This window comes from Nonomuraea fuscirosea, assembly GCF_003001935.1.
Classification (GTDB): domain Bacteria; phylum Actinomycetota; class Actinomycetes; order Streptosporangiales; family Streptosporangiaceae; genus Nonomuraea; species Nonomuraea fuscirosea.
Genome location: NZ_PVNG01000005.1, coordinates 256,348 through 276,704 on the forward strand (window position 1 = coordinate 256,348; position 20,357 = coordinate 276,704).

24 protein-coding genes are annotated in these 20,357 nt (G+C 73.0%); 17 read left to right on the forward strand and 7 right to left on the reverse strand.

What is annotated here, in order from left to right; genetic code table 11:
- Positions 1–33 precede the first annotated feature (33 nt).
- Positions 34–888 carry an enoyl-CoA hydratase/isomerase family protein gene (locus tag B0I32_RS14040; protein WP_106238782.1) on the reverse strand — a complete coding sequence of 285 codons (855 nt, stop codon included), beginning with the start codon at positions 886–888 and terminating at the stop codon, positions 34–36.
- Between the two features lie 138 nt (positions 889–1,026).
- On the opposite strand from B0I32_RS14040, the gene B0I32_RS14045 reads away from it, so the two are divergent.
- On the forward strand, positions 1,027–1,668 hold the full coding sequence (locus B0I32_RS14045) for a TetR/AcrR family transcriptional regulator (RefSeq protein WP_106238784.1): 642 nt from the start codon (positions 1,027–1,029) through the stop codon (positions 1,666–1,668).
- On the opposite strand, the gene B0I32_RS14050 is transcribed toward B0I32_RS14045, so the two are convergent.
- Positions 1,647–2,669: an Lrp/AsnC family transcriptional regulator gene (locus B0I32_RS14050; RefSeq protein ID WP_106238786.1), complete on the reverse strand. Its 1,023-nt coding sequence runs from the start codon at positions 2,667–2,669 to the stop codon at positions 1,647–1,649. The genes B0I32_RS14045 and B0I32_RS14050 overlap by 22 nt on opposite strands.
- A gap of 123 nt (positions 2,670–2,792) precedes the next feature.
- On the opposite strand from B0I32_RS14050, the gene B0I32_RS14055 reads away from it, so the two are divergent.
- Genes B0I32_RS14055 through B0I32_RS14095 form a run of 9 tightly spaced genes read left to right on the forward strand, consistent with a single transcriptional unit; the run spans position 2,793 to position 11,061 of the window.
- Positions 2,793–4,058 carry a metal-dependent hydrolase family protein gene (locus B0I32_RS14055; protein WP_245955820.1) on the forward strand — a complete coding sequence of 422 codons (1,266 nt, stop codon included), beginning with the start codon at positions 2,793–2,795 and terminating at the stop codon, positions 4,056–4,058.
- On the forward strand, positions 4,055–5,515 hold the full coding sequence (locus B0I32_RS14060) for an MFS transporter (protein ID WP_219911813.1): 1,461 nt from the start codon (positions 4,055–4,057) through the stop codon (positions 5,513–5,515). Before B0I32_RS14055 ends, B0I32_RS14060 begins: the two co-directional genes overlap by 4 nt.
- A gap of 10 nt (positions 5,516–5,525) precedes the next feature.
- The gene (locus tag B0I32_RS14065) at positions 5,526–5,906 is read left to right on the forward strand and encodes a RidA family protein (protein WP_106238788.1); all 381 of its coding nucleotides are present in this window, start codon (positions 5,526–5,528) and stop codon (positions 5,904–5,906) included.
- Position 5,907: 1 nt separating this feature from the next.
- Positions 5,908–6,885, forward strand: coding sequence for a threonine ammonia-lyase (locus B0I32_RS14070; protein ID WP_106238791.1), 978 nt, complete (start codon positions 5,908–5,910; stop codon positions 6,883–6,885).
- A 31-nt stretch (positions 6,886–6,916) separates the two neighbouring features.
- Positions 6,917–7,450, forward strand: a complete 534-nt coding sequence (locus B0I32_RS14075) for a thiamine pyrophosphate-binding protein (RefSeq protein WP_106238792.1) — start codon at positions 6,917–6,919, stop codon at positions 7,448–7,450.
- Positions 7,450–8,040: a thiamine pyrophosphate-dependent enzyme gene (locus tag B0I32_RS14080; RefSeq protein WP_106238795.1), complete on the forward strand. Its 591-nt coding sequence runs from the start codon at positions 7,450–7,452 to the stop codon at positions 8,038–8,040. The genes B0I32_RS14075 and B0I32_RS14080 overlap by 1 nt, the downstream gene beginning before the upstream one ends.
- Positions 8,037–9,419, forward strand: coding sequence for an aldehyde dehydrogenase family protein (locus tag B0I32_RS14085; RefSeq protein ID WP_106238797.1), 1,383 nt, complete (start codon positions 8,037–8,039; stop codon positions 9,417–9,419). The genes B0I32_RS14080 and B0I32_RS14085 overlap by 4 nt, the downstream gene beginning before the upstream one ends.
- Positions 9,412–10,419 carry a homoserine dehydrogenase gene (locus B0I32_RS14090; protein WP_106238799.1) on the forward strand — a complete coding sequence of 336 codons (1,008 nt, stop codon included), beginning with the start codon at positions 9,412–9,414 and terminating at the stop codon, positions 10,417–10,419. Before B0I32_RS14085 ends, B0I32_RS14090 begins: the two co-directional genes overlap by 8 nt.
- Before the next feature lie 57 nt (positions 10,420–10,476).
- Entirely contained in the window at positions 10,477–11,061 is a 585-nt protein-coding gene (locus B0I32_RS14095; RefSeq protein ID WP_106238801.1) for a carboxymuconolactone decarboxylase family protein, read from the forward strand.
- 15 nt (positions 11,062–11,076) lie between these two features.
- On the opposite strand, the gene B0I32_RS56430 is transcribed toward B0I32_RS14095, so the two are convergent.
- Complete coding sequence (locus tag B0I32_RS56430) at positions 11,077–11,337, reverse strand: hypothetical protein (RefSeq protein ID WP_146178154.1); 261 nt, start codon at positions 11,335–11,337, stop codon at positions 11,077–11,079.
- Positions 11,338–11,391: 54 nt separating this feature from the next.
- Here B0I32_RS56430 and B0I32_RS14100 point away from each other — a divergent pair, with 54 nt between their 5' ends.
- Entirely contained in the window at positions 11,392–12,186 is a 795-nt protein-coding gene (locus tag B0I32_RS14100) for a maleylpyruvate isomerase family mycothiol-dependent enzyme (protein WP_245955821.1), read from the forward strand.
- A gap of 58 nt (positions 12,187–12,244) precedes the next feature.
- On the opposite strand, the gene B0I32_RS14105 is transcribed toward B0I32_RS14100, so the two are convergent.
- On the reverse strand, positions 12,245–13,087 hold the full coding sequence (locus tag B0I32_RS14105; protein WP_106238802.1) for an SDR family NAD(P)-dependent oxidoreductase: 843 nt from the start codon (positions 13,085–13,087) through the stop codon (positions 12,245–12,247).
- Between the two features lie 65 nt (positions 13,088–13,152).
- Here B0I32_RS14105 and B0I32_RS14110 point away from each other — a divergent pair, with 65 nt between their 5' ends.
- On the forward strand, positions 13,153–13,878 hold the full coding sequence (locus B0I32_RS14110) for a TetR/AcrR family transcriptional regulator (RefSeq protein ID WP_106238804.1): 726 nt from the start codon (positions 13,153–13,155) through the stop codon (positions 13,876–13,878).
- Positions 13,879–13,946: 68 nt separating this feature from the next.
- Here B0I32_RS14110 and B0I32_RS14115 read toward each other — a convergent pair whose 3' ends face one another.
- On the reverse strand, positions 13,947–14,795 hold the full coding sequence (locus tag B0I32_RS14115) for an alpha/beta fold hydrolase (protein WP_106238806.1): 849 nt from the start codon (positions 14,793–14,795) through the stop codon (positions 13,947–13,949).
- 331 nt (positions 14,796–15,126) lie between these two features.
- Between B0I32_RS14115 and B0I32_RS14120 the strand changes: the two genes are divergently transcribed.
- A complete protein-coding gene (locus B0I32_RS14120) occupies positions 15,127–16,284 on the forward strand; it encodes a sensor histidine kinase (RefSeq protein WP_106239198.1) in 1,158 nt (385 codons plus the stop codon).
- Positions 16,281–16,940, forward strand: a complete 660-nt coding sequence (locus tag B0I32_RS14125; protein ID WP_106238808.1) for a response regulator — start codon at positions 16,281–16,283, stop codon at positions 16,938–16,940. Before B0I32_RS14120 ends, B0I32_RS14125 begins: the two co-directional genes overlap by 4 nt.
- 18 nt (positions 16,941–16,958) lie before the next feature.
- Here B0I32_RS14125 and B0I32_RS14130 read toward each other — a convergent pair whose 3' ends face one another.
- Positions 16,959–17,759: a hypothetical protein gene (locus B0I32_RS14130; protein WP_106238811.1), complete on the reverse strand. Its 801-nt coding sequence runs from the start codon at positions 17,757–17,759 to the stop codon at positions 16,959–16,961.
- Between the two features lie 66 nt (positions 17,760–17,825).
- Positions 17,826–18,158, reverse strand: coding sequence for an STAS domain-containing protein (locus tag B0I32_RS14135; protein WP_106238814.1), 333 nt, complete (start codon positions 18,156–18,158; stop codon positions 17,826–17,828).
- Positions 18,159–18,349: 191 nt separating this feature from the next.
- Between B0I32_RS14135 and B0I32_RS14140 the strand changes: the two genes are divergently transcribed.
- From B0I32_RS14140 to B0I32_RS14150, 3 genes are read left to right on the forward strand one after another with little or no spacing between them, the layout of a single operon-like run.
- A complete protein-coding gene (locus tag B0I32_RS14140) occupies positions 18,350–18,874 on the forward strand; it encodes a DUF2243 domain-containing protein (protein ID WP_106238816.1) in 525 nt (174 codons plus the stop codon).
- Positions 18,871–19,686 carry a cytochrome c oxidase assembly protein gene (locus tag B0I32_RS14145; protein ID WP_106238818.1) on the forward strand — a complete coding sequence of 272 codons (816 nt, stop codon included), beginning with the start codon at positions 18,871–18,873 and terminating at the stop codon, positions 19,684–19,686. The genes B0I32_RS14140 and B0I32_RS14145 overlap by 4 nt, the downstream gene beginning before the upstream one ends.
- 9 nt (positions 19,687–19,695) lie before the next feature.
- Positions 19,696–20,304, forward strand: a complete 609-nt coding sequence (locus B0I32_RS14150) for a hemerythrin domain-containing protein (protein WP_106238820.1) — start codon at positions 19,696–19,698, stop codon at positions 20,302–20,304.
- Positions 20,305–20,357: the final 53 nt, after the last annotated feature.

A 20,357-nucleotide genomic window follows, 5' to 3' on the forward strand; every position in this document is an offset into this window, starting at 1 on the left:
CGCACTCCTACAGGACGAAGCCGCCGACCCCGGTCAGAACAGCTTGCGCGCCTCGGAGTCGGCGAGCAGCTCGGGATCGGGCACCAGGGACTTGCTCGCCACGTTGGCCAGCATCTGGTGCGCCATGTGGAAGCCGAAGTCCTCGCTCACGGCCTTCTTCCAGTGCCGCGAGATGATGTTGTGGGCCGCCCACCGCGTGTAGCGGGGCCGCTTCATGATGAACCGGGCCAGCTCCCACGCCCGGCCGAGCAGTTGCTCGCGCGGCAGCACGTCGCTGACGATGCCCCATTCGAGTGCCTTGTCGGCCGGGATGGATTTGGCGGCGTAGATGTAGTACGCGGCCCGCTTGGGCCCGATGAGCTCCTGGAGCGCCATGAACTGGCCGTCCCCGGGAGGGGAGCCGAGCCAGAAGTGCGGGTCCATGAAGTCGGCGTCCGGCGCCGCGAACGTGACGTCGCTCATCATCGCGAACTCGGTGTGCACGCCGGGCCCGTTGACGGCGGCGATGGTCGGGATGTCGATGTTGCCGACGAAGCTCTCGATGAGCTTCCAGCCGTCCATCATCCGCCGGTGGATGTGGTCGGGCTCCAGGTCGGAGGCGGGCTTGGGGTTGAGGCCCTTCGGGCTGCCCGTCATCCACCTGTCGCCGGTGCCGGTGATGATCAGGACCTGGTTCTCGGGGTCGTTGCCGACCTCCTGCCACACGCGCGGCCACACGTTGTGCGCGGCGTGGGTGTGCACGTACGGGCCGTCGTCCGTGTGCAGGCGGACCTCGATGACGCCGTCCTCGCGCCGCATCCGGAAGAAGTCCGCGTACCGGGCGGAGTACTCCTCGAACGTGGGCGGGGGGAGGTATCCCTTCCAGTGGTCGGCCGGATCGAATGCCATGTGACTGCCTCCTGGTGGCGGATGTCCGCCGAGCTCAGACGGGGTGCCAGGACACGCTCGGCGTCCCGGACCACAAAAAGTACACTAGCGAGTGTGCTTTTAGAAGCCGTACGGACGGAAGTGGCCTAGGCTGGGCGCATGTCGAGGGCTATCGCGGCGGTGCAGACTCCCGGGCGTCGCCGCCGGTCGGAGGGCAAGAAGGCGGCCATCCTGGACGCGGCCGAGGCGCTGTTCATCGCCGAGGGATACGAGCGGGCGAGCGTCGACGCCATCGCGGCCCGCGCGCAGGTCTCCAAGCGCACCGTGTACGACCACTTCGGAGACAAGGCGACGATCTTCCTGAAGGCGCTCGAACGGGTCAACGACGCGCTGGCGGACGCCGTCCAGGCCGCGATCGAGGAGGAGCTGACGCCGGGCCGCGACCTGCGCGAGGCGTTGACCGCGTTCGGCCGGCGGGTCGTCACGCAGACCGTGCCGTCCTCCGACTACGTGACCTTCCGCCGCCTGACCTCACAGCACTGGGCGGTCCCCCGGCTGGCGGAGGCCGCGCGCGACCGTCCCGAGCGGACGCTCGAAGAGCGCTTCGCCGCGCTGGCGGCCGGCGGCGAGCTCACGGCCGCCGACCCCCGCCTCGCGGCGCGGCACTTCACCGCTCTGACGATCGGCCTGGCACTGGAGACGCTGGAGGCGGGAGGCGACGTGAGCGAGGCGGAGATCGTGACGGTGATCGCCGACGGGGTCGACGCGTTCCTGCGCGCCTACCGCACCGGTCCCGCCTGAACGTCGGGGATGAGCGGCACCGCGCGGACGGATCGTCCCTCGGCGTCCAGGATGCGGCCCAGCAGCTTGGTCATGCTCAGCACCAGTGACCGGTCCTGGACGCGCAGCGCCGGCACCTCCTGACTCATCCGCCACTCCAGGTCGTGCACCTCGGCGGTCGAGCGCAGCGACGCGTCCACGATCACGTTGAACGGCCCGGCGACGAACGTGGAGGCACGCACCCCCGGCAAGGAGCGGATGCGTTCCTCGGCGGCGCTGAGATCCTGGACGTCCAGGGAGCCGAAGTAGACCGCGGACACCGACCGGCCGGACAGATGCCGGGAGATGTCGCAGCGGAAGGTGACCAGCCCCGCCTGCTGCATCCGCGTCAGGCGCCGCCGCACCGGCACCGGGCCGACACCCGCGTGCTCGGCCAGCCGTTCGAACGACATCCGCCCGTCGGTGTGCAACGCGCGCAGGATGCGCGTGTCGACGTCGTCCAGCGGGCCCGCGCCGCCGGAGCTCCGCCCCGCGTCGGAGCCGAGGCGGCGGCGCTGCTCGGGGTTGAGCGCGCCCTCCCGCCAGCGGCTGGCCTCCAGGGTCGACCGGGTGACCACGTGACTGCGGATCTTCGAGATGCCCGGGATCCGCCCCACGAGGTCGAGGAGGTAGCCGGACAGCTCGTCCAGGCCGGGCGCCTGGGCCAGCACGAGCACGTCGCGGGCGCCGCTGGTCACCTTGACGGTGGCCGCCTGGCTGTCCTCGGCGAGCGCGCGGGCGACCTCGGTCAGCCGCCCCGGCACGCAGTCGACCTCCACCAGCGCGCACGCGGGGGTCGCGCTGCCTGAGGGATGGGCGGCCACCCAGGCGGCGCCCTCGGATTCCATGCGGGCCCAGCGGCGGCCCACGGTGGCCGGGTCGACCCCGAGGACCTCCCCGAGGTCACGCCAGCTCGCCCGCGGCGCCGACCGTACGGCGTCGACGATGGCGACGTCGAGCTCGTCGAAGGACGACGGAAGCATCACATCAGCTTTCCTGCACAGAACAAGCCCACGGATCAGATTTCCTGCGATTCGGCGGCCGAACCGTGCGATCACCCTAGCGTGTCGCTCGTCAGCAGCCGGCGAACGAGGACAGGGCGACGAGTGGGATCGAACGACGGAGCCGCGTTGCGGGTGCGCAACGTACGGCTCATCGACGGGGTCAGTGCGCAGGCCGTGCAGGACGCCGTGCTGGAATGCGGCGACGACGGCCGGATCACCTACGCCGGCCCGGCGGCGCGGGCGCCCGAGCCCCGGCCGGGCGTCAGGACGATCGACGGCCAGGGTGGCACGCTCCTTCCCGGGCTGTTCGACTGCCACACCCACCTGGGCGTCCCGTCCGACCGGTCGCTCGTGGAGGCCGCCCTCCTGACGGACCCCGTCCTGGGCGTCCTGCAGACGACAGAACGCATGAAGCGCACGCTCGACGCCGGCGTCACCTCGGCCCGCGACCTGGGCGGGCTGCCCGCCGGGTTCCGCGACGCCGTCGCGGCGGGACTCGTTCCCGGCCCCCGCCTGCAGACCTCGGTCGGCGTGCTCAGCCACACCGGCGGCCACGCCGACGGCACCCTGCCCGGCGGGAAGAGCCTCGACCTCGACTACTGCGAGATCGCCGACGACGTGCCCGGCGTGCGCAAGGCCGCGCGGCGGATGCTGCGGGCCGGCGCCGACCTGGTCAAGATCTGCACCAGCGGCGGCATCAGCAGCGCGCACGACGACCCGGACGACCAGGACCTGCTCGACGAGGAGATCGCCGCGGTCGTGGACGAGGCGCGCCGCCACCGCGGCCGCCCGGTCGCCGCGCACGCGCAGGGCCGGGCCGGCGTCCTCGCCGCGATCCGCGGCGGCGTCCGCTCGGTCGAGCACGGCTTCGGCATCGACGACGAGGGATGCGACCTGCTCGGCGAGCGGGGGGCCTTCCTCGTGCCGACCCTGTCGACCGTCTTCCAGCCGCTGGACCCGCGTAAGACCACGCCGTGGCGCTACCAGAAGAAGCTGCGCTGGAACGAGCGGGCCAAGGAGAACATCGCCGCGGCCATCGCGCGCGGGGTCGACATCGCGGCCGGCACGGACGCCGGGATCTCGCCGCACGGCGGCAACCTCTCCGAGCTGTCGTACCTGGTCGAGCTGGGGATGTCGCCGATGGCCGCGATCAGGGCCGCGACCTCGGCCAGCGCCCGGTTGCTCGGCGTCGAGGACACGCTCGGGACGCTGCGCGCCGGGTACGCCGCCGACCTCGTCCTGTGCGCGGGGGATCCGCTGCGCGACATCGGCCTGCTGTCGGCCCCCGAGCAGATCGTCCTGGTCGCCCAGCAGGGCGTCGTCCGTAAACTCACGCTGCCAGAAAGGAGCGGCTCGTGCCAGACATGAGCTCCGACACCACAGCGCAAAGGCCGCCGGCCGATCTGCACACCGGCTGGACCGGCCGGGTCATCGGCTATGTCGCGGTCCTCGTCCTGGTGAACGTCATGGTCGACACCGTGCTCGCCTCGCCGACCTTCGTCCTGCCCCAACTGCGCGACGCCTTCGACACCACGCAGTTCGCCTGGCTCGACTCCAGCGCGATGCTGGCGGGCGCCATGTGGGCGCCGCTGCTCGGCAAGACCGCCGACATCTACGGCAAGCGCAGGATCCTCGTGATCACGCTGATCGTCGCCGGGCTCGGCGGGCTCGTATCCCTGCTGGCGCCGAACATCGGCGTCTTCGTCCTCGGCCGGGTCCTCCAGGGCGCCGCCGTCGCCGCCCTGTTCCTCACCGTCGCGATCATCAGGGACGTCTGCGCGCCCAAGTTCGCCATGATCGTGACCGGCGTCGTCACCTCGGGCTCGGCCGCGTTCGGGATCGTGCAGCCGTTCGTGCTGGAGATCGCGACGAAGGTGTTCGGCTGGCAGTTCGTGTTCGTCGTCTCGGCGGCGTTCGCGGCCGTGGCCGCGCTGTTCGTGCGCCTGGTGATCCCGAACTCCCGGATCACGACGCCGGGCCGGGTCGACGTCGCGGGCGCGCTCGTCCTCGGCGGCGGGCTGGCGGGCGTGCTGGTGTACATCAGCCTCGGGCAGGAGTTCGGCTGGCTGAGCCTGCTTCCGGTCGCCGCGCTCGTCCTGGGCGTGGTGGCGCTGCTCGTCTGGTACTTCGTCCTGAGCCGCGTCCCGGAGCCGGTGATCGACGTGCGCGGCATCTCCGCGGTGCTCGGGCTGGGCCTGCTCGTGGTGGTGATGGGGACGGGCGCGTACCGGAGCATGCTCGCGCTGTTCAGCCTGCTGATCGACGTCTCACCCGACGAGGGCCTCGGCTACGGGATCGCGGGGCCGGCGGCGCTCGGCCTGATGTTCGGCATCCCGTCGATCGGGATCATGCTCGGCGGCATCGTGGCGGGCGCGATCGCCACCCGCGTGGGACCGGCCTGGCCGCTCGCCGCCGGTCTGACGCTCGGGACGATCGCCTCCCTCACGATGTTCACCGTCGGCGCGGCGAACCTGCCGATCGCCGTGATCTGCTCGTTCCTGCTGAGCGTCACCGCGGGTTCGCTGGTCACCTCGGGGTTCAACCTGGCCTCCATCCTGGCCCCGCCCGAGCGGCAGGGCACCGTCTCCAGCATGGTGATGGTCATGGTCGCGATCGGTTCGGTGACCATGAGCTTCGTCGGCTCGGCGATCCTCGGCGCGACGGACGTGGTCGTGGCCGGCGAGACGGTCAACTCCTCGCTCGGCGTGCACTCCTACATCGCGGTCGCGGGCTGCGCGTTCGTCCTCGCCGCCGTACCCGTGACGTTCCTGCTGCGCCGGATGCGCGGCCACGTCGTCACGGACGTCCCCGTGAGCCAGGTCTAGGAGGAACGGCATGACCGACCACGCACCGGCGAGCCCCGCGCAGGCGCGGCATCCGTACAGTCCCGTGCGCGAGACCGGGACCGGGCTCGTCTTCCTCTCCGGCCAGCTCGGCGTGGAAGGCGGCCGGGTGGTGCCGGGCGGCGTCGCGGCCGAGACGCGGCAGGCGCTGGCGAACCTCCGAGCCAAGCTGGCCTCGGCGGGCCTGGATCACCGGCACGTCGTGAAGATCACCGTCTATCTGACCACGATGGCCGACCGCAACGCCATGGACGCCGTCTACCAGGAGACGCTGCCCGAGCCGCGGCCGGCCCGCACCTGCGTCGCCGTCGCCGAGCTGCCCTACCGCGCCCGGGTCGAGCTGGACGCCGTCGCGGTGCGGGACGGTGACTGACATGCGCACCGCCTCCCAGGGAGCGCCCGGTCTCGCGGTGACGGCCGGCGACGTCGTCGCGGCGCGCGCCAGGATCGCCGGCCATGTCGTACGGACGCCGCTGCTGCCCGCCTCGTGGGCGCCGGGCGAGCTCTGGCTGAAGGCCGAGAGCCTCCAGCCGATCGGCGCCTTCAAGCTGCGCGGCGCGGTGAACGCGATCGCGCGGCTGCGTCCCGACGTCCGCGCCCGTGGCGTCGTCACGCATTCGAGCGGCAACCACGGCCAGGCGGTCGCCTGGGCCGCCCGCGCGGCGGGCGTCCCGGCGGTGATCGTCATGCCGGAGGGGGCGACGGCGGTCAAGGTGGAGGCGACCAGGGAGCTGGGCGCCGAGGTCGTCATGGCCCCGGCCGCCCGGCGCGAGCGCGTCGCCGGCACCGTACGGGCGGAGCGCGGCATGACGCTGATCCCGCCCTACGACCACGCCGACGTCATCGCCGGCCAGGGGACGCTCGCCCTCGAAGTGCTGGAGGACCTGGACGAGATCGACACCCTGCTCGTGCCGGTCGGCGGCGGCGGGCTGATCTCGGGCGTGGGGATCGCCGTCGCGTCGCTGTCCTCGCGGACCCGGGTGATCGGCGTGGAGCCCGAACTGGCCGCCGACGCCCGCGCCTCCCTCGCCCGGGGCCACCGGGTCGAGTGGGACGCCCGATCGACCGCCCGCACGATCGCCGACGGGACGCGGACGCCGGTCGTGGGCGAGCTCAACTTCCCGATCATGCGGGCGACGGTCGACGACATCGTCACCGTGGGCGAGGACGAGATCCTCGCCGCGGTGGCGGCGCTGGCCCGGCGCTCCCGTCTCGTCGTGGAGCCCAGCGGCGCCCTCGGCGTCGCCGCCCACCTGGCCGATCCCGCCAGGTACGGGCGGGCGGTCGCCGTGCTCTCGGGCGGCAACATCGATCCCGCCGTCCTCTTCCGCGCCCTCGCCTTCCCCGTCTGACCGAAACCGTTCCTGAAAGGAGTCACCGCACATGACCTATGCGCAGGCCGTCGCCGACGGCATCTGGGCGGCCGGCACCGCGCGCGTCGGGTACATCCCGTCCGTGACCGTGGCGCCCATCGTCACCGCGCTGATCGCGTCCGACGGCGGCGCGGACGGCAGCTCGCCGCGCGTCACCCCGCTGTCGCGGGAGGAGGAGGCGATCGGCGTGCTGGGCGCGGTGGCGTTCACCGGCCGGCTCGGCGCCGTGGTCATGCAGGACAACGGCTTCGGCAACGCGCTCACGGCGCTCACCACGTTCACGCTGTCGTACCACCTGCCGCTGCTCGTCTTCGCCAACACCAGGGGCGGTCTCGGCGAGTACAACTCGATGATCCACTCCATCAGCCAGCCCATGCCGGCCGTCCTGCGCGCCGTCGGGCTGCCGGTCATCGAGTTGGACCGCAGGAGCGGCCCCGAGGACTGGCACGACACCGTACGGGAGGCCGGGACGCACGCGGTCATGACGTACCGGCCCGTGGTCGTCCTCGGGTCCTTCTGGAACACCGACGGAAAGGTCGCCTGATGAAGCGGATCGAAGCGCTCGGCGTGCTCGCCGGCCTGACGGAACGCCACCCCGTCGTCGTCACCTGCGCGGCGACGAGCCGCGAACTGGCCTCCGTGCGGGACCGCGACAACCACCTCTACCTGCTCGACGCGATGGGCCTGGTGGGCTCGGTGGCGACCGGGCTGGCGCTCAGCGTGGACCCGTCCGCGCCGAAGGTCGTCGGCATCGAGGGGGACGGCTCGCTGCTCATGAACCCGAACGTGCTCCCCACGGGCGGCTACCTCGCCCCGTCCAACCTGCTCCTCGTGCTGCTCGACAACGGCGTGTACGGATCGACGGGAGCGCTGCCGACCTACTCCGCCAGGATCGACCTCGAACGGCTGGCCGCCGCCGCCGGCTGGACCACGCGCAGGGCCGACACCCCCGACGGGCTGCGGGCCGCCTTCGGCGAGCTGCTCACCGTCACCGGACCGGCCTTCCTGTACGCCCGCATCGAGGAGGGCAACGCCCAGGGGATCGAGAAGCTGCTGATCGACCCGGTCACGATCACCGGCCGGTTCACCCGCTGGCTGCGCGAGGTGCACGCCGTCTCGGGGGCCGACGCGTGACGAACTCCGGCATTGTCACGATCGATCCCACTTCGGGGGATGAGCTGGGTTTCTACCCGTACACCACTCCCGAGGGCGTCGACCGGGTGCTCGACGCCGCCGCACGGTCGCCGTGGGCGCGGTCGAGCCCGGAGGAGCGGGTCGCGGCGATCGGCCGGCTCGGCGACCTCCTGGCGGAGCGGCGCGAGCCGTTCGCCGCGCTGATCACCCAGGAGATGGGCAAGCCGATCGCGCAGGCGCGGGCCGAGATCGACAAGTGCGTCGCGGCCTGCCGCCACTACGCCGGTGAGCTGCCCGGCCTGCTGCGGCCGGAGACGTTCGACCTGGACGGCGACACCGGGATCGTGCGGATCGTCCCGATCGGGGTGGTGTTCGCCATCCTGCCGTGGAACTACCCGTGGTGGCAGGTCATCCGGGCGATGCTGCCCGCGATCGCGGCCGGTGACACCGTCGTGCTCAAGCACGCCGAGTCCGTCACCGGGAACGCGCTGGCGATCGAGGAGGCGTTCGGCCAGGCGTTCGGTGCGGACGTGCTGCGGACCGTCGTCGTCGACGCGCAGGCCGCCTCGGCCGTCATCGGGGATCCGCGGGTCGCCGCCGTCACCTTCACCGGCAGCGACCGCGTGGGCGCGCTCGTCGCCGCGCGGGCCGGCGCCGCGCTGAAGAAGTGCGTGCTGGAGCTCGGCGGGTCAGATCCGTTCGTCGTCCTGGCCGACGCCGACATTCCCGCCGCGGCCGCCGCCGCGGCGCGCTCCCGGTTCCTGAACAACGGGCAGAGCTGCATCGCCGCCAAGCGGATCCTCGTCCACCGCGACGTACGGGACGCGTTCGCGGACGCGCTCATCCCGCACGTCCGCGAACTGCGGGTCGGCGATCCGGCGGACGAGCAGACCGACGTCGGGCCGCTCGCCCGCCACGACCTGCGCGACACCCTGCGCGACCAGCAGGCCCGGGCCCTGGCGGCGGGCGGCCGGCTGATCGCGCGGGCCGACGCGCCGGAATCCGGCCGGGGCGCGTGGTTCGCGCCGTCGGTGGTCGAGGTGGACGGGCCCTCGGTGCTGCTGTCCGAGGAGACGTTCGGCCCGCTCGGGGCGCTCACGACCGGCGCGGACGACGACGAGCTCATCGCGCTCGCGAACGCCTCCCGGTACGGGCTGAGCAGCAGCGTGTGGAGCACCGACGACGACCACGCCGCCGCCGTGGGCGCCCGGATCCAGGCCGGGGCGGTCTTCGTGAACACGATCTCGGCGACCGATCCGCGCCTGCCCACCGGCGGCGTCAAGGCCAGCGGGTACGGGCGCGAGCTCGGCCGGTGGGGGCTGCACGAGCTGGCCAACGTCCAGGCCGTGCGCGTCCGTCGAGGGGTACACCATGGATGACGTGAGTCAGGCCGAGGTGGTGCTGTCGGGTTACGGCCCAGTCGGCCGGGCCTTCGCCGGGCACCTGGCGGAGCACGCCGGCGAGCTGGCCCGGCGGCACGGCGTCCGGCCGGTCGTCCGCGCCGTCCGCGCGAGCACGGCGCAGTGCCTGCTCCAGCCGGGCGAGCCGGTGCCGCCGCGCCCGGAGTGGAGCCCGCTCGGCCCGCTGGCGGAGACGCTCGACCGGACCGGGGCCCGCGTGCTCGTCCAGGCGGTGCCGTCCTCACCCGGCGTGCGGCGGCAGGCCGCCGACGAGGCCCTGCTCGCGTTGCGGCGCGGGGTGCACGTGGTCACGGCCACGAAGAGCCACCTGCTCACGCACTGGCGCGAGCTCGGCGAAACGGCTCGCGCGCACGACGCCATGATCCGGATCTCCGGCGCGACCGGGGCCGCCCTTCCGGCCGGTGACCTGGCCAGGACGGGGCTGCGCGGCCTGGGCTGCGCGACGATCAGGGCCTGCCCGAACGGCACCGTCACGTACGTCCTCGACCGCCTCGCCGCCGGCGACCCGCTGCCGGACGCGATCCGCGAGGCGCAGCGCCGCGGCATCGCCGAGGCGGACCCCACCGCCGACCTGTCCGGCGCCGACTCCGCCACGAAGGTACGGCTGCTGGCGGCGCTGGCCTGGGGCTGGGACCCGGCGTCGGTGCGGGTGGCGGCGCAGGCCGTGGACGGGTCCGGCGCCGCCGCCGCGCTGGACGCGCTCTCCAGGGGGCGCCGGCTGCGCGCCGTGGCGAGCGCCCGCGCCGACCGGCCGCTGCTCGTCGAGGTACGGCTGGAGGAGACGGAGCCGGGTGATCCCCTGTACGCGCTCTCCGGGCCGGAGAAGGCGGTCGTGTTCGGCTGTCAGGAGGCCGGGGACGTGGTGGTGAGCGGCGGGCGGTCGAGTCCGCTGGGGGCGGCACTGGCCCTCGTCAAGGACACCATCGACGTCACGGCCCCGCGCCTCGGCTTCTTCTAGCCCCGCCCGGCTTCTTCTCGTAACGCTTTTCTGACACGCGCGACCCAGGAGTGATTCGTGAGAGTACCCCCCATCACCCCGAGCGAACTCTCCGACGAGCAGCGCCCGCTCGACGAACACGTCCGGCGGATGCTGCGCGAGCTGCGCGCCCCGTTCACCTCGACGGACGAGAACGGCGCGCTGATCGGGCCGTTCCCGGTGATGCTGCGCTTCCCCGGGCTGGCCCGGCCGCTGCTGGAGTGGTTCACGACCGTCACCGACGGGAGCGTGCTGCCGGCGCGGGTGCGCGAGGTCGCCGTCCTCACCACGGGGTCCCGGCACGGCGCCGCGTACGAGCTCTACTCCCACAGCCGGGTCGCGGCGGCGGTCGGGCTGCCGGACGACGTGGTCGCGGACCTGGTCGCCGGACGGCGACCGGCGGGGCTGAGCAGGCAGGAGGCGGTCGCGTACGACGTGGCGGCGGGCCTGCACGACGGCGGGCCGCTGCCCGCGACGCTCTACCGGGCCGCGGTCGGGGCGTTCGGGGAGACCGGCATGGCGGAGCTCGTCTTCCTCATCGCCCAGTACGCCGGGATCTCGCTGCTGCTCAACGCCTACGACGTCCCGGTGCCGTCGGACGCCTCTGGAGGGTCGCGTCCGTGAGCAGGCGGCTCGGGGTCAGATCTCGCAGATGGTGGAATTCAGTGTTCTGGTGGCCTTGGCGTGGGTCAGCAGGCGGCCGTCTGCTCGGGGGTACTCGGTGGAGTTCGTCGAGAGGGAGTGGCCTTCGGTGTGGTCCGCCCGCTGCCTACTGGCACCCGTCATCGTCATGGAGCGGGAGTAGCGGGACCGACCTTCTGGTACCACGCCGGTCAGCACGAACGGCCGGGCCGCCGCGGTCGCGTCCGGGCACGCGGCGATACGATACGTCGATTCCACCACTGGAGGCGATGTGTCGATCCACGCCGAGCCCGGCCGTTCGGAAGTGATCCTGTGACGGGTACGAAGCGCACCTGTGCCGACAGCATGCGCTGGCTGGCCGAGGGAACAACGATCTTCTTCGACGCCCTGGCCGCGATGCCGGACGAGCGGCTGGACGGGCCGTCGGCGCTGGACGGCTGGAGTGGCAGGCACCTGCTGGCCCACGTGGCCGCGAACGCCGACGCGCTGCTCAACCTGGCGTACTGGGCGCGTACGGGCGAGGAGCGGCCGATGTACGCCTCCCGCGAGCAGCGCGACGCCGACATCGAGGCGGGCGCGAAACTGCCGGCGGCCGAGTTGCGCGCCTGGGCCGTACAGGCGTCCGGCGCCCTTGCGGCGCGGCTGGGCGAGCTGGACGAGCAGCAGTGGAGCCGGGAGGTGCGCACCTCCCGGGGGCAGGCCATCCCCGCGAGCGAGGTCCCTTGGATGCGCGCACGCGAGTTCATGGTGCACGCCGTGGATCTCGACGCCGGGGTGACCTTCGACGATCTTCCGGCCGGGTTCCTGGCCGCGCTGGTCGACGACATCTCCGCCAGCCGGTCCGGCGCCGGCGGCCCGACGCTGACCCTCACGGCCACCGATCACGACGGCACGTGGACGATCGCGGGCTCGGACACTTCCACCGTTGCGAGTTCAGGCGTCCCTACTGTCGCGGACTCGGACGCTCCCACCGTCGCAACCCCAGGCGCCCCCGTCGAGGTCACCGGCACCCTCGCCGGCCTGGCCGCCTACCTCTCCGGGCGTCGAGCGCACGGTGTCACCGGCCCCGACGGCGGTCCGGCACCCCAGCTTCCTGGGTGGCTCTGAGGCGACGCAGGCCCGTAGGCCGCTTCCGTTCAGGCACCTCCCGTCCAGGCACTTGCCCTTAGCGGCCGGGCGGGAAGTCCGCGCCCCGCGCGACCGCCTCCTGCCCCCGCAACTCGGCCAGCATCCCCTCCAACTGCCCGGCAACCGCGTCGTACCCCGCGCTCCCGAGCACGAGCCGCCGAGGCGGGTCGTCCTGGGTCAACGCGGCCAGCACCGCCCGGACGCCACGCGCCGGATCCCCGGGCTGCCTGCCGTCCTGCTCGATCATGCCGGCCCGCACCTCGGCCAGCATCGGCCGGTAGTCCGGAAGGTCCCCGTCGACTGATTCGTCGGCGAAGCCGGCGTACGCCCGGGTACGGAAGGCCGCCGGCTCCACGGCGAGTACCTTGATCCCGAACGGCTCCACCTCCTGCCGCAGCACCTCGGTCAGACCTTCGAGGGCGAACTTGGCCGCGCTGTAGAAGCCGAAGCCCTGGATCCCGACCAGGCCGGCGACCGAGGACATGTTGACGATCCAGCCGCTCCGGCGCCGGCGCATGCCGGGCAGCGCGGCCCGGGTCACGGCCAGCACGGCGAAGAAGTTCAGCTCCATCACCTTGCGCAGCGCCCGGTCGTCCATGCCCTCGACGGAGCCGTACCAGCCGCGGCCCGCGTTGTTGACCAGCACGTCGATGCCTCCGAAGCGGCTTTCTGCCTCGGCCACGGCGGCCTCGGCCTGCTTGGTGTCGGTGACGTCGAGCGGCAGGACGAGCACCCTGTCGCCGTACGGGGCGGTCCACCCGCGTAGTTCCTCCGGGCGGCGCGTGGTCAGCACGACGCGATCCCCGCTCTCCAGCGCCGCGTCGGCGTAGGCCATGCCGAAACCGCCGGGCGTGCCGCCGGTGATGAACCAGGTCCGCATGAGTCTCCCCCTTGCTACATTCGCTACACACAACAATGTAGCGATATACGAGATACTATAGCGACATGAGAACCCGAGGTCAGAGCGGCGACGCCCGCGACCGGCTGCTGCTCGCCGCCGCCGAACTGCTCGACGGCTCCGGCGACCGCACGCTGTCGACCCGCGCCGTGTGCGAGCGGGCCGGCGTTCAGGCGCCCACCCTGTATCACCACTTCGGCAGCAAGCAGGGCCTGATCGACGCGGTGATCAACCACGGTTTCACTCAGTACGTCCAGCCGGCCGATCCCACGGGCGACCCGGTGGACGACCTCCGGCACGGCTGGGACCGGCATGTCGCGTTCGGGCTGGAACATCCCGCGTTCTACGCGCTGCTCTACGGGCGCGCCGAGCCCGGAAAGCCCTGCGCCGTCACCGCCCCCGCGCACGCCATGCTGCGCGAGCTGCTGACCGTGGCCGCCCGGCAAGGGCTGCTCACGGTCCCCGCCGGCGACGCGGCCGAGCAGATCCTGGCCGCGAACGTCGGCGTCACCCTGAGCCTGATCACCCAGCCCGTGGACGAGCGCGACATGGGGCTGTCCGACCGGGTCCGCGAGGCGGCGCTGGCCGCCGTACTCAAGCCCGCCGCCGTCCTCGAACCCGCCGCCGAACGACCGGTCCCGGGCGCCACGACGCGGGCCGGCGCGGCGCTGACCCTGCTCGCCCTCGTCGACGAGGACCCGGCCGGGCTGACCGCCGGCGAGCACGCCCTCCTCCGCGAACTGCTGGACCGCCTGGCCGGCGGCAAGCCCTGACGGCGGACCGGCGCCGCCATCGAGCCGGCGCTGACGGCGGACCGGCGCTGACAACGGCCCGCGCGCGGCTAGTCCCCCTTCACCGAGCAGACCGCCGCGCCGATCACGGGCGTGACCGCCTCCGGATGCGAGACCAGCGTGAGATGCGACCCGCCGGCGAACTTGGTGACCTTCGAGCCGGCCCGCTTCGCCATGGACAGCTGCGACTCGATCGTGATGATCTTGTCGCCGGTGCTGGCGAAGTACCAGGACGGGATCTTCTTCCACGCCGCGGCCCGTGACGGCGTCTGGAACGCGGCCGTCGAGGCGGCCCGCTGCGTGGCCCACAGCCGCTCGGCGACGTCCCCGGGCAGGTCCGAGGCGAACGAGCGGACGAAGGCGTCCCGCTTGAGGTACAGGTCGCTGGCCCCCACGGGCGCGTTCGCGTAGGAGGCCTTGTCGTACAGGGTGTCGGGGGCGCCGCCGAGCGCGGAGCCGGACCCGCTGAGCTGGGCGGTGGTCTCGCCCGTGTCCGGTGCGGCCGCGTCCACGTACACCAGTGCCTTGACGTTGGGGGCGTCCGCGGCGGCGTTCGTGATGACGGAGCCGCCGTAGGAGTGCCCCACGAGGACGACCGGGCCGGAGACGGTCTTCAGGAACGCCGCGACGGTGGCGGCGTCGCTGTCGAGGTTGCGCAACGGGTTCCCGATGGCGCGCGCGGTGTAACCGGCCTTGCGCAGGGCGTCCACCTCTCCGTCCCAGCTGGACGCGTCCGCCCACGCGCCGTGCACCAGGACGACCGTCGGCTTGGCGGAGCCCGCTGGACACGGCAGCGGGCTGCGCGCCCGCGCGGCGGCCGGATGCGTCACGGCCGGCGCGACCGCCACGGTCAGCGTGGCCAGGATCGCCACAGGCTTTCCCGCTGTTGTACGGCTCATCTCGTCTCCCCCATCGGCGCTCGTCCCCATATCGCGCGCTGACCAGGGACTTCTCCTTTCCAGTAAGCCGCGCCCCTAACTCGGCGGACGCGTCCCCCGTGCGAGCTACCGCGGAATGTCCACCGCGCGGTGACGATTCGCGAGCTGCGATTTCCTACCGTTCTCGGCAGGACCGCGGCGCTCCGGCCGCGGCCAGTGCGAGGGAGTCGTCATGCGGCTGTTGGAGCAACTCGTGGTCGGCGTGGCGGCCACCCCCCACCGGCGGCAGGGCCGTGAGCACGGTCCCTCGCCGCGGTGGTCGCCGGTCCCGCCCGGCCGCTACGCTCTTGCGGTGATCGCATTCCGGCGGATCGCCGACCTGTGGCAGCGGCTTGACGTCGTGCTCCGCGACCTTTCCCTCGCGCTGCTGCTGGGCGTCGCCGCGCTCGTCCCGGCGCTGCACGGCCAGGGGACGCAGGTCGGTGACCTGCCGGCCCGTCCGTTCGACGCGCTGGCGTACCTGGTGATCGCCCTGGAGTGTCTCCCGCTCGCCGTGCGCCGGCGCCGGCCGGCCGTGGCCCTCGTCCTGGTGTCGCTCGGCTTCGTCCTCGACGGGCTCCTCGCCTACCGCACGTTCGCCAGCATCGCGCTGCCGATCGCGCTCATCAGCGCGGGCGCCCATCTCGAACGGGGCCGGCGGCTCACCGCCGTCCTGCTCTCGGTGGCGTACGTGCCGCTGGCGATCGCGCTCAACCGGCTCGGCTCGGCCGAACGGCTCGACGGGTACGTGGTCTTCTACCTGATCCTGGTGCTCGCGTGGGGCGTCGGCGCCTGGCTGCGCAACACCAGGGCCGCCGAGGCCGAACGCCGCCGCCACGTCGCCGAGGCCACCCGTACCGCCGAACGCACCCGCATCGCCCGCGAGCTGCACGACGTGGTGACCCATCACGTGACCGCGATGGTCGTCCAGACCGAGGCCGCCCGCTACCTGACCGCCGCGCCCGACCGGCTCGACTCCACGCTCAGCGCCGTCACCGACACCGGCCGGCGGGCCATCACCGACCTGCGCCACATGCTCGACCTGCTCGATCCCGGCCACCACCCGGAGGCCAGGGCGTCCTCGACGGCCGGCGACCTGCACGCGCTCGTGGAGCAGACGCGCCAGGCCGGGCAGCCGGTCGAGTTCACCGAGGAGGGCACGGCCGCGGATCCGGCCGGCAGCGCGGAGTTCGTCACCTACCGGGTCGTCCAGGAGTCTCTGACGAATGCCCTCAAATACGCCCACGGCGCCCCTACTGTGGTCCGCGTGCGCTACGGCAAGAAGGAGATCAGCGTGGAGGTCAGTACCGAGGGTTCCGGCTCGCGAGCCGGCTCTCCCGGCGGGAGCGGGCGCGGGCTGACCGGGCTGCGCGACCGGGTCGACGCCCTCGGCGGCGAGTTCAGCGCGGACGAGCAGGCGGGCGGCGGCTTCGTGGTACGCGCCCTCGTCCCGGCGGGGAGCCCGTCGTGACCGCGCCCATCAGGGTCCTCATCTGCGACGATCAGACGCTGATCCGCACCGGGCTGGCGACGATCATCGACGCGCAGCCCGATCTCGAGGTGGTCGGCGAGTGCGGCGACGGGCGCGCCGCGGTCGAGCTCGCCCAGCGCCTCAAACCCGACATGGTGGTCATGGACGTGCGGATGCCGGTGCTCGACGGCATCGAGGCGACCCGCCTGCTGGCCGGCGCCGGCGTGGCGGACCCGGTCAAGGTGCTCGTGGTGACGACGTTCAACCTGGACGAGTACGTGTACGAGGCGCTGCGCGCGGGCGCCAGCGGCTTCCTGCTCAAGGACGCCCCGCCGGCCCAGCTGCTGCACGGCATCCGCACCGTCGCGACGGGGGCCGCGCTGCTGGCGCCCGAGGTGACGAGGAAGCTCGTCGGCAGGTACGCCTCGCGGATCCGTCCCACGGAGGACACTCCCGACAATGTGGCGCTCACGCCGCGTGAGCTGGAGGTGCTCCGGCTCATCGCCGACGGGCAGTCCAACAGCGAGATCGCCGCGACCCTGGTGATCAGCCAGGAGACCGTCAAGACGTACGTGTCGCGCATCCTGACCAAGCTCGACCTGCGCGACCGCGTACAGGCGGTGGTGTACGCCTACCGCAACGGCCTGGTCACCTGAACCGCCGGCACCACGCGATCACCCGCGCCTCAGTCCCGACGCGGTCACCCTTGCCTCAGGCTCGGCACGATCATCCGGGCGGCCGGCCGGACGGTCGTGGGCGGTCGCTCGGGGCACGGCCCGCTCCGGCAGGTCGGGCACCCGCTGGGCGGCCGTGTAGGCGGCGCCGCGGACCTCGTTCAGCCAGCCCGCCGGCCGCAGCCCGCGAATGGGATGCTGGAGCGGGTCGAACCGCATCGGGCGCTCCGCGTCCGTCCGCGCCGGCGCGGACAGCCGCACCTGGCCGAACAGCCGCCACGGCCCCGCGGGCGCGGCGACCAGCAGTTCGAGCACGACCGGATCGAACTCGACGGCCAGGGCGAGCGCGTCGAACGTGGCGGGCAGCGACGCGGGCGTGTGCAGCAACGCGCCCAGCAGCAACCGCCGCTCCCCCGCCTGGTACGGGAACAGGCTGGAGTACATCCCCGTCCACCGGGCCGCGGGCCGCAGCACGCGCCGGCTGATCCGGTTGCGGCCGGTGCTGGCCAGCAGCAGGTCGGCGACGGTGTCGTCCTGCTGCTCCCAGCGGAGCGCGACGCCGAGAATGTCGGGCAGCGGCGCGGGCACCCCGACGGAGCGGGACAGGCGGGCGACGCCACGCAGCTCCATCGCCTGGTCGAGGAACGGAGTCCCCCACGGGCGCGGGGCTCCGTGCAGCCGCAGGCGCGCGTCCAGCACGAGCCCGGACGGGTGCAGCGGCCGTCCGTGCCGCAGTCGCGCCGCCGTGCCGAAGGCCGCGGCCAGCGCCGACCTCGCAAGGGATGTGCCCGGCTGCCTCATCGGCCCGCTCCTCACCGTCGTGACCTGCCTGCGGCCCCTGGTGCTACCCCGGCACGGCGAGCGGAATCACGCCGGGCCGGTCGCGCCGGAAGGCTCCGGTCCGAGGGCCTGGTCGGGCAGGACGGTCCGCAGCACCAGCGCCGCCGGCGCGCTGGGGCCGATCAGGGTGAGGCTCCCGCCGAGCGAGCGGGCCAGCCGGCGGGCGGACAGCAGGGCGGAGGCGCCGCTCGAGTCCATGAAGGTGACCCGCCGCAGATCCACGCTCAGCCTGGGGCCGCGCTGGCTGATCACCGTGGCGAGAAATTCGTACAGATCGTCGGCGACGAGCAGATCGGCCTCTCCACCGATGGAGACGACGGGAGCGCCGGCGGACATGCTGACGCTGAGATCCAGTCTCATGAGGGTTCCTCGCTGGTGCACGCTCACCGCTCGGTGCGCTGAGTCCCCTCACGTACCCTCAGCCGATCGTCTCAATCGCCTGCTCACATTTCCCAGACGGCAGAAGTGAGGCCCTTCCGCCGCGCCCACGTCCAGGCGTGTTCCCCGGCCCCCGGGGTAGGCCAGGCACGGACGAAGACGAGGAGTGTCTCATGGCCATGGCCGCCCGAACCGGCGTCGAGCTGCCCGGCACGATCCTGGGCGTCGGGCTGGGCGGATTCGTCGACGGCATCCTGCTGCACCAGGTCCTGCAGTGGCACCACATGCTGAGCAGCACCGGCGCCGACAACATCGGCGTGCGCCCCTACCCGGTGGACACCGTGCCGGGGCTGCGCATGAACACGCTGTGGGACGGGCTGTTCCACACCTTCACCTGGCTGGCGGTGCTGATCGGGCTCGGCCTGCTCTACTCCCGGATCACCGGCTCGCGCGGGCAGGTGTGGCGCTCGCGGAGCCTGTGGGGCTGGATCCTCGTCGGCTGGGGGCTGTTCAACCTGGTCGAGGGCGTGATCGACCACCATCTGCTGGGCATCCACCACGTCCGCTCCGGCCCGTACCAGCTCTGGTGGGACCTGGGCTTCCTGCTGCTCGGCGTGCTGCTCATCGCCGGCGGCTGGGCGTGGCAGCGTACCGGCGGACGGCTCGACCTGTGCCGGGACGACGAGCCGGCGGCATGACGGCCCACGACGGCCACGGCGGCATGACGCCTGTCGTCCTCGTGCTCGTCCTCGTGCTCGTCCTCGTGCTCGTCCTCGTGCTCGTCCTCGTGCTCGTCCTCGCCGGGGCCGCCTACCTGGTCCTGGCCTGGCGGCACGGGATCGGGCGGTGGCGGGCGACCTCGTTCCTGGTCGGCCTGGCGCTGCTCGCCGCCGCCGTCACGGGGCCGCTCGCCGCGGCGGCGGCCGACTTCCGCGGCCACATGCTGCAACACCTGCTCATCGGCATGCTGGCGCCGCTGTTCCTGGTGCTCGGCGCGCCGATGACCCTGCTGCTGCGGGCCCTTCCCGCCGCCAGGGCCCGCCGGCTCGGGGCGCTGCTGCGCCACCGCGCCGCGCACGCCGTCGCCCATCCGGTCACCGCTCTGGTGCTGAGCGCGGGCGGCCTGGTGGTCCTGTATTGCACTCCGCTCTACCGGCACACCCTGGCGGACGGACGGCTGCACGCGGCGGTCCACCTGCATTTCCTGCTCTCCGGCTACCTGTTCGCCTGGGTCATCGCCGGTCCTGACCCGGCGCCCCGGCGCCCGTCCGTGCCCGCGCGGCTGGTGGTGCTGGGGGTGGCCGTCGCCGTGCACGCCGGGCTGTCCCAGCTCATGTACGCCGGGATCGGGGTGGACCTGCCCGTCCCCGTGGAGCAGCGCCGGGGCGCGGCCGAGATCATGTACTACGGCGGCGATCTGGCCGAGCTGATGCTCGCGGTGGCTCTCGTCCTCGGCTGGAAGCCCGCGGGCAGGGCACGACGGGCGCTTGCCGCTGGGCGAACGGGGTAGCGGGCGGCCATGGCAGACGACGTGATCACGCTCATCCTGGCCGACCACCGCAAGGTCGAGGAACTGTTCGCCAGGCTGACCACCGGCAAGGGCGACCGGCGGGCCATCGTGGGCGCGCTGCACGCCCTGATCACCGCCCACGCGCGGGCCGAGGAGGACGTGGTGTATCCGCTCCTCGACGCCCATCACGGCCTGGAAGAGCACAAGGAGGCCGAGGTGCTGCTGGACGCGCTGCGCCGGGCCGAGCCGGACAGCACGGAGTTCACCGGTGCCCGTACCCTGCTGGCGCTCACCATCGCTCATCACGTACAGGAGGAGGAGAGCACGCTCCTGCCGCTGCTGGCCCGCACGACGGACGACCGGCGGCTGCGCGACCTGGGCAAGACGTTCCGGCAGCGCCGGCAGCAGGAGCTGCGCGCGCTGACCGCCCCCAGGAAGGGGCGCGGCGCCGGCCCGTCCTCCCGCGCCAAGGCGCGCGGCGGCCGTGCGGCCTCCGGAGCGGGGCAGGGCCTCACCAAGACGGAGCTGTACGAGCGGGCCCGCGCCGCCGACATCCCTGGCCGGTCGCGCATGAGCAAGAACGAACTGGAGAAGGCCCTGGCGAAGGCCCGTACCTGACCTCCGGCCCGCGCCCGGCCATGACTGAGTCGGTGCCCGCGGGTAGTGAGGAT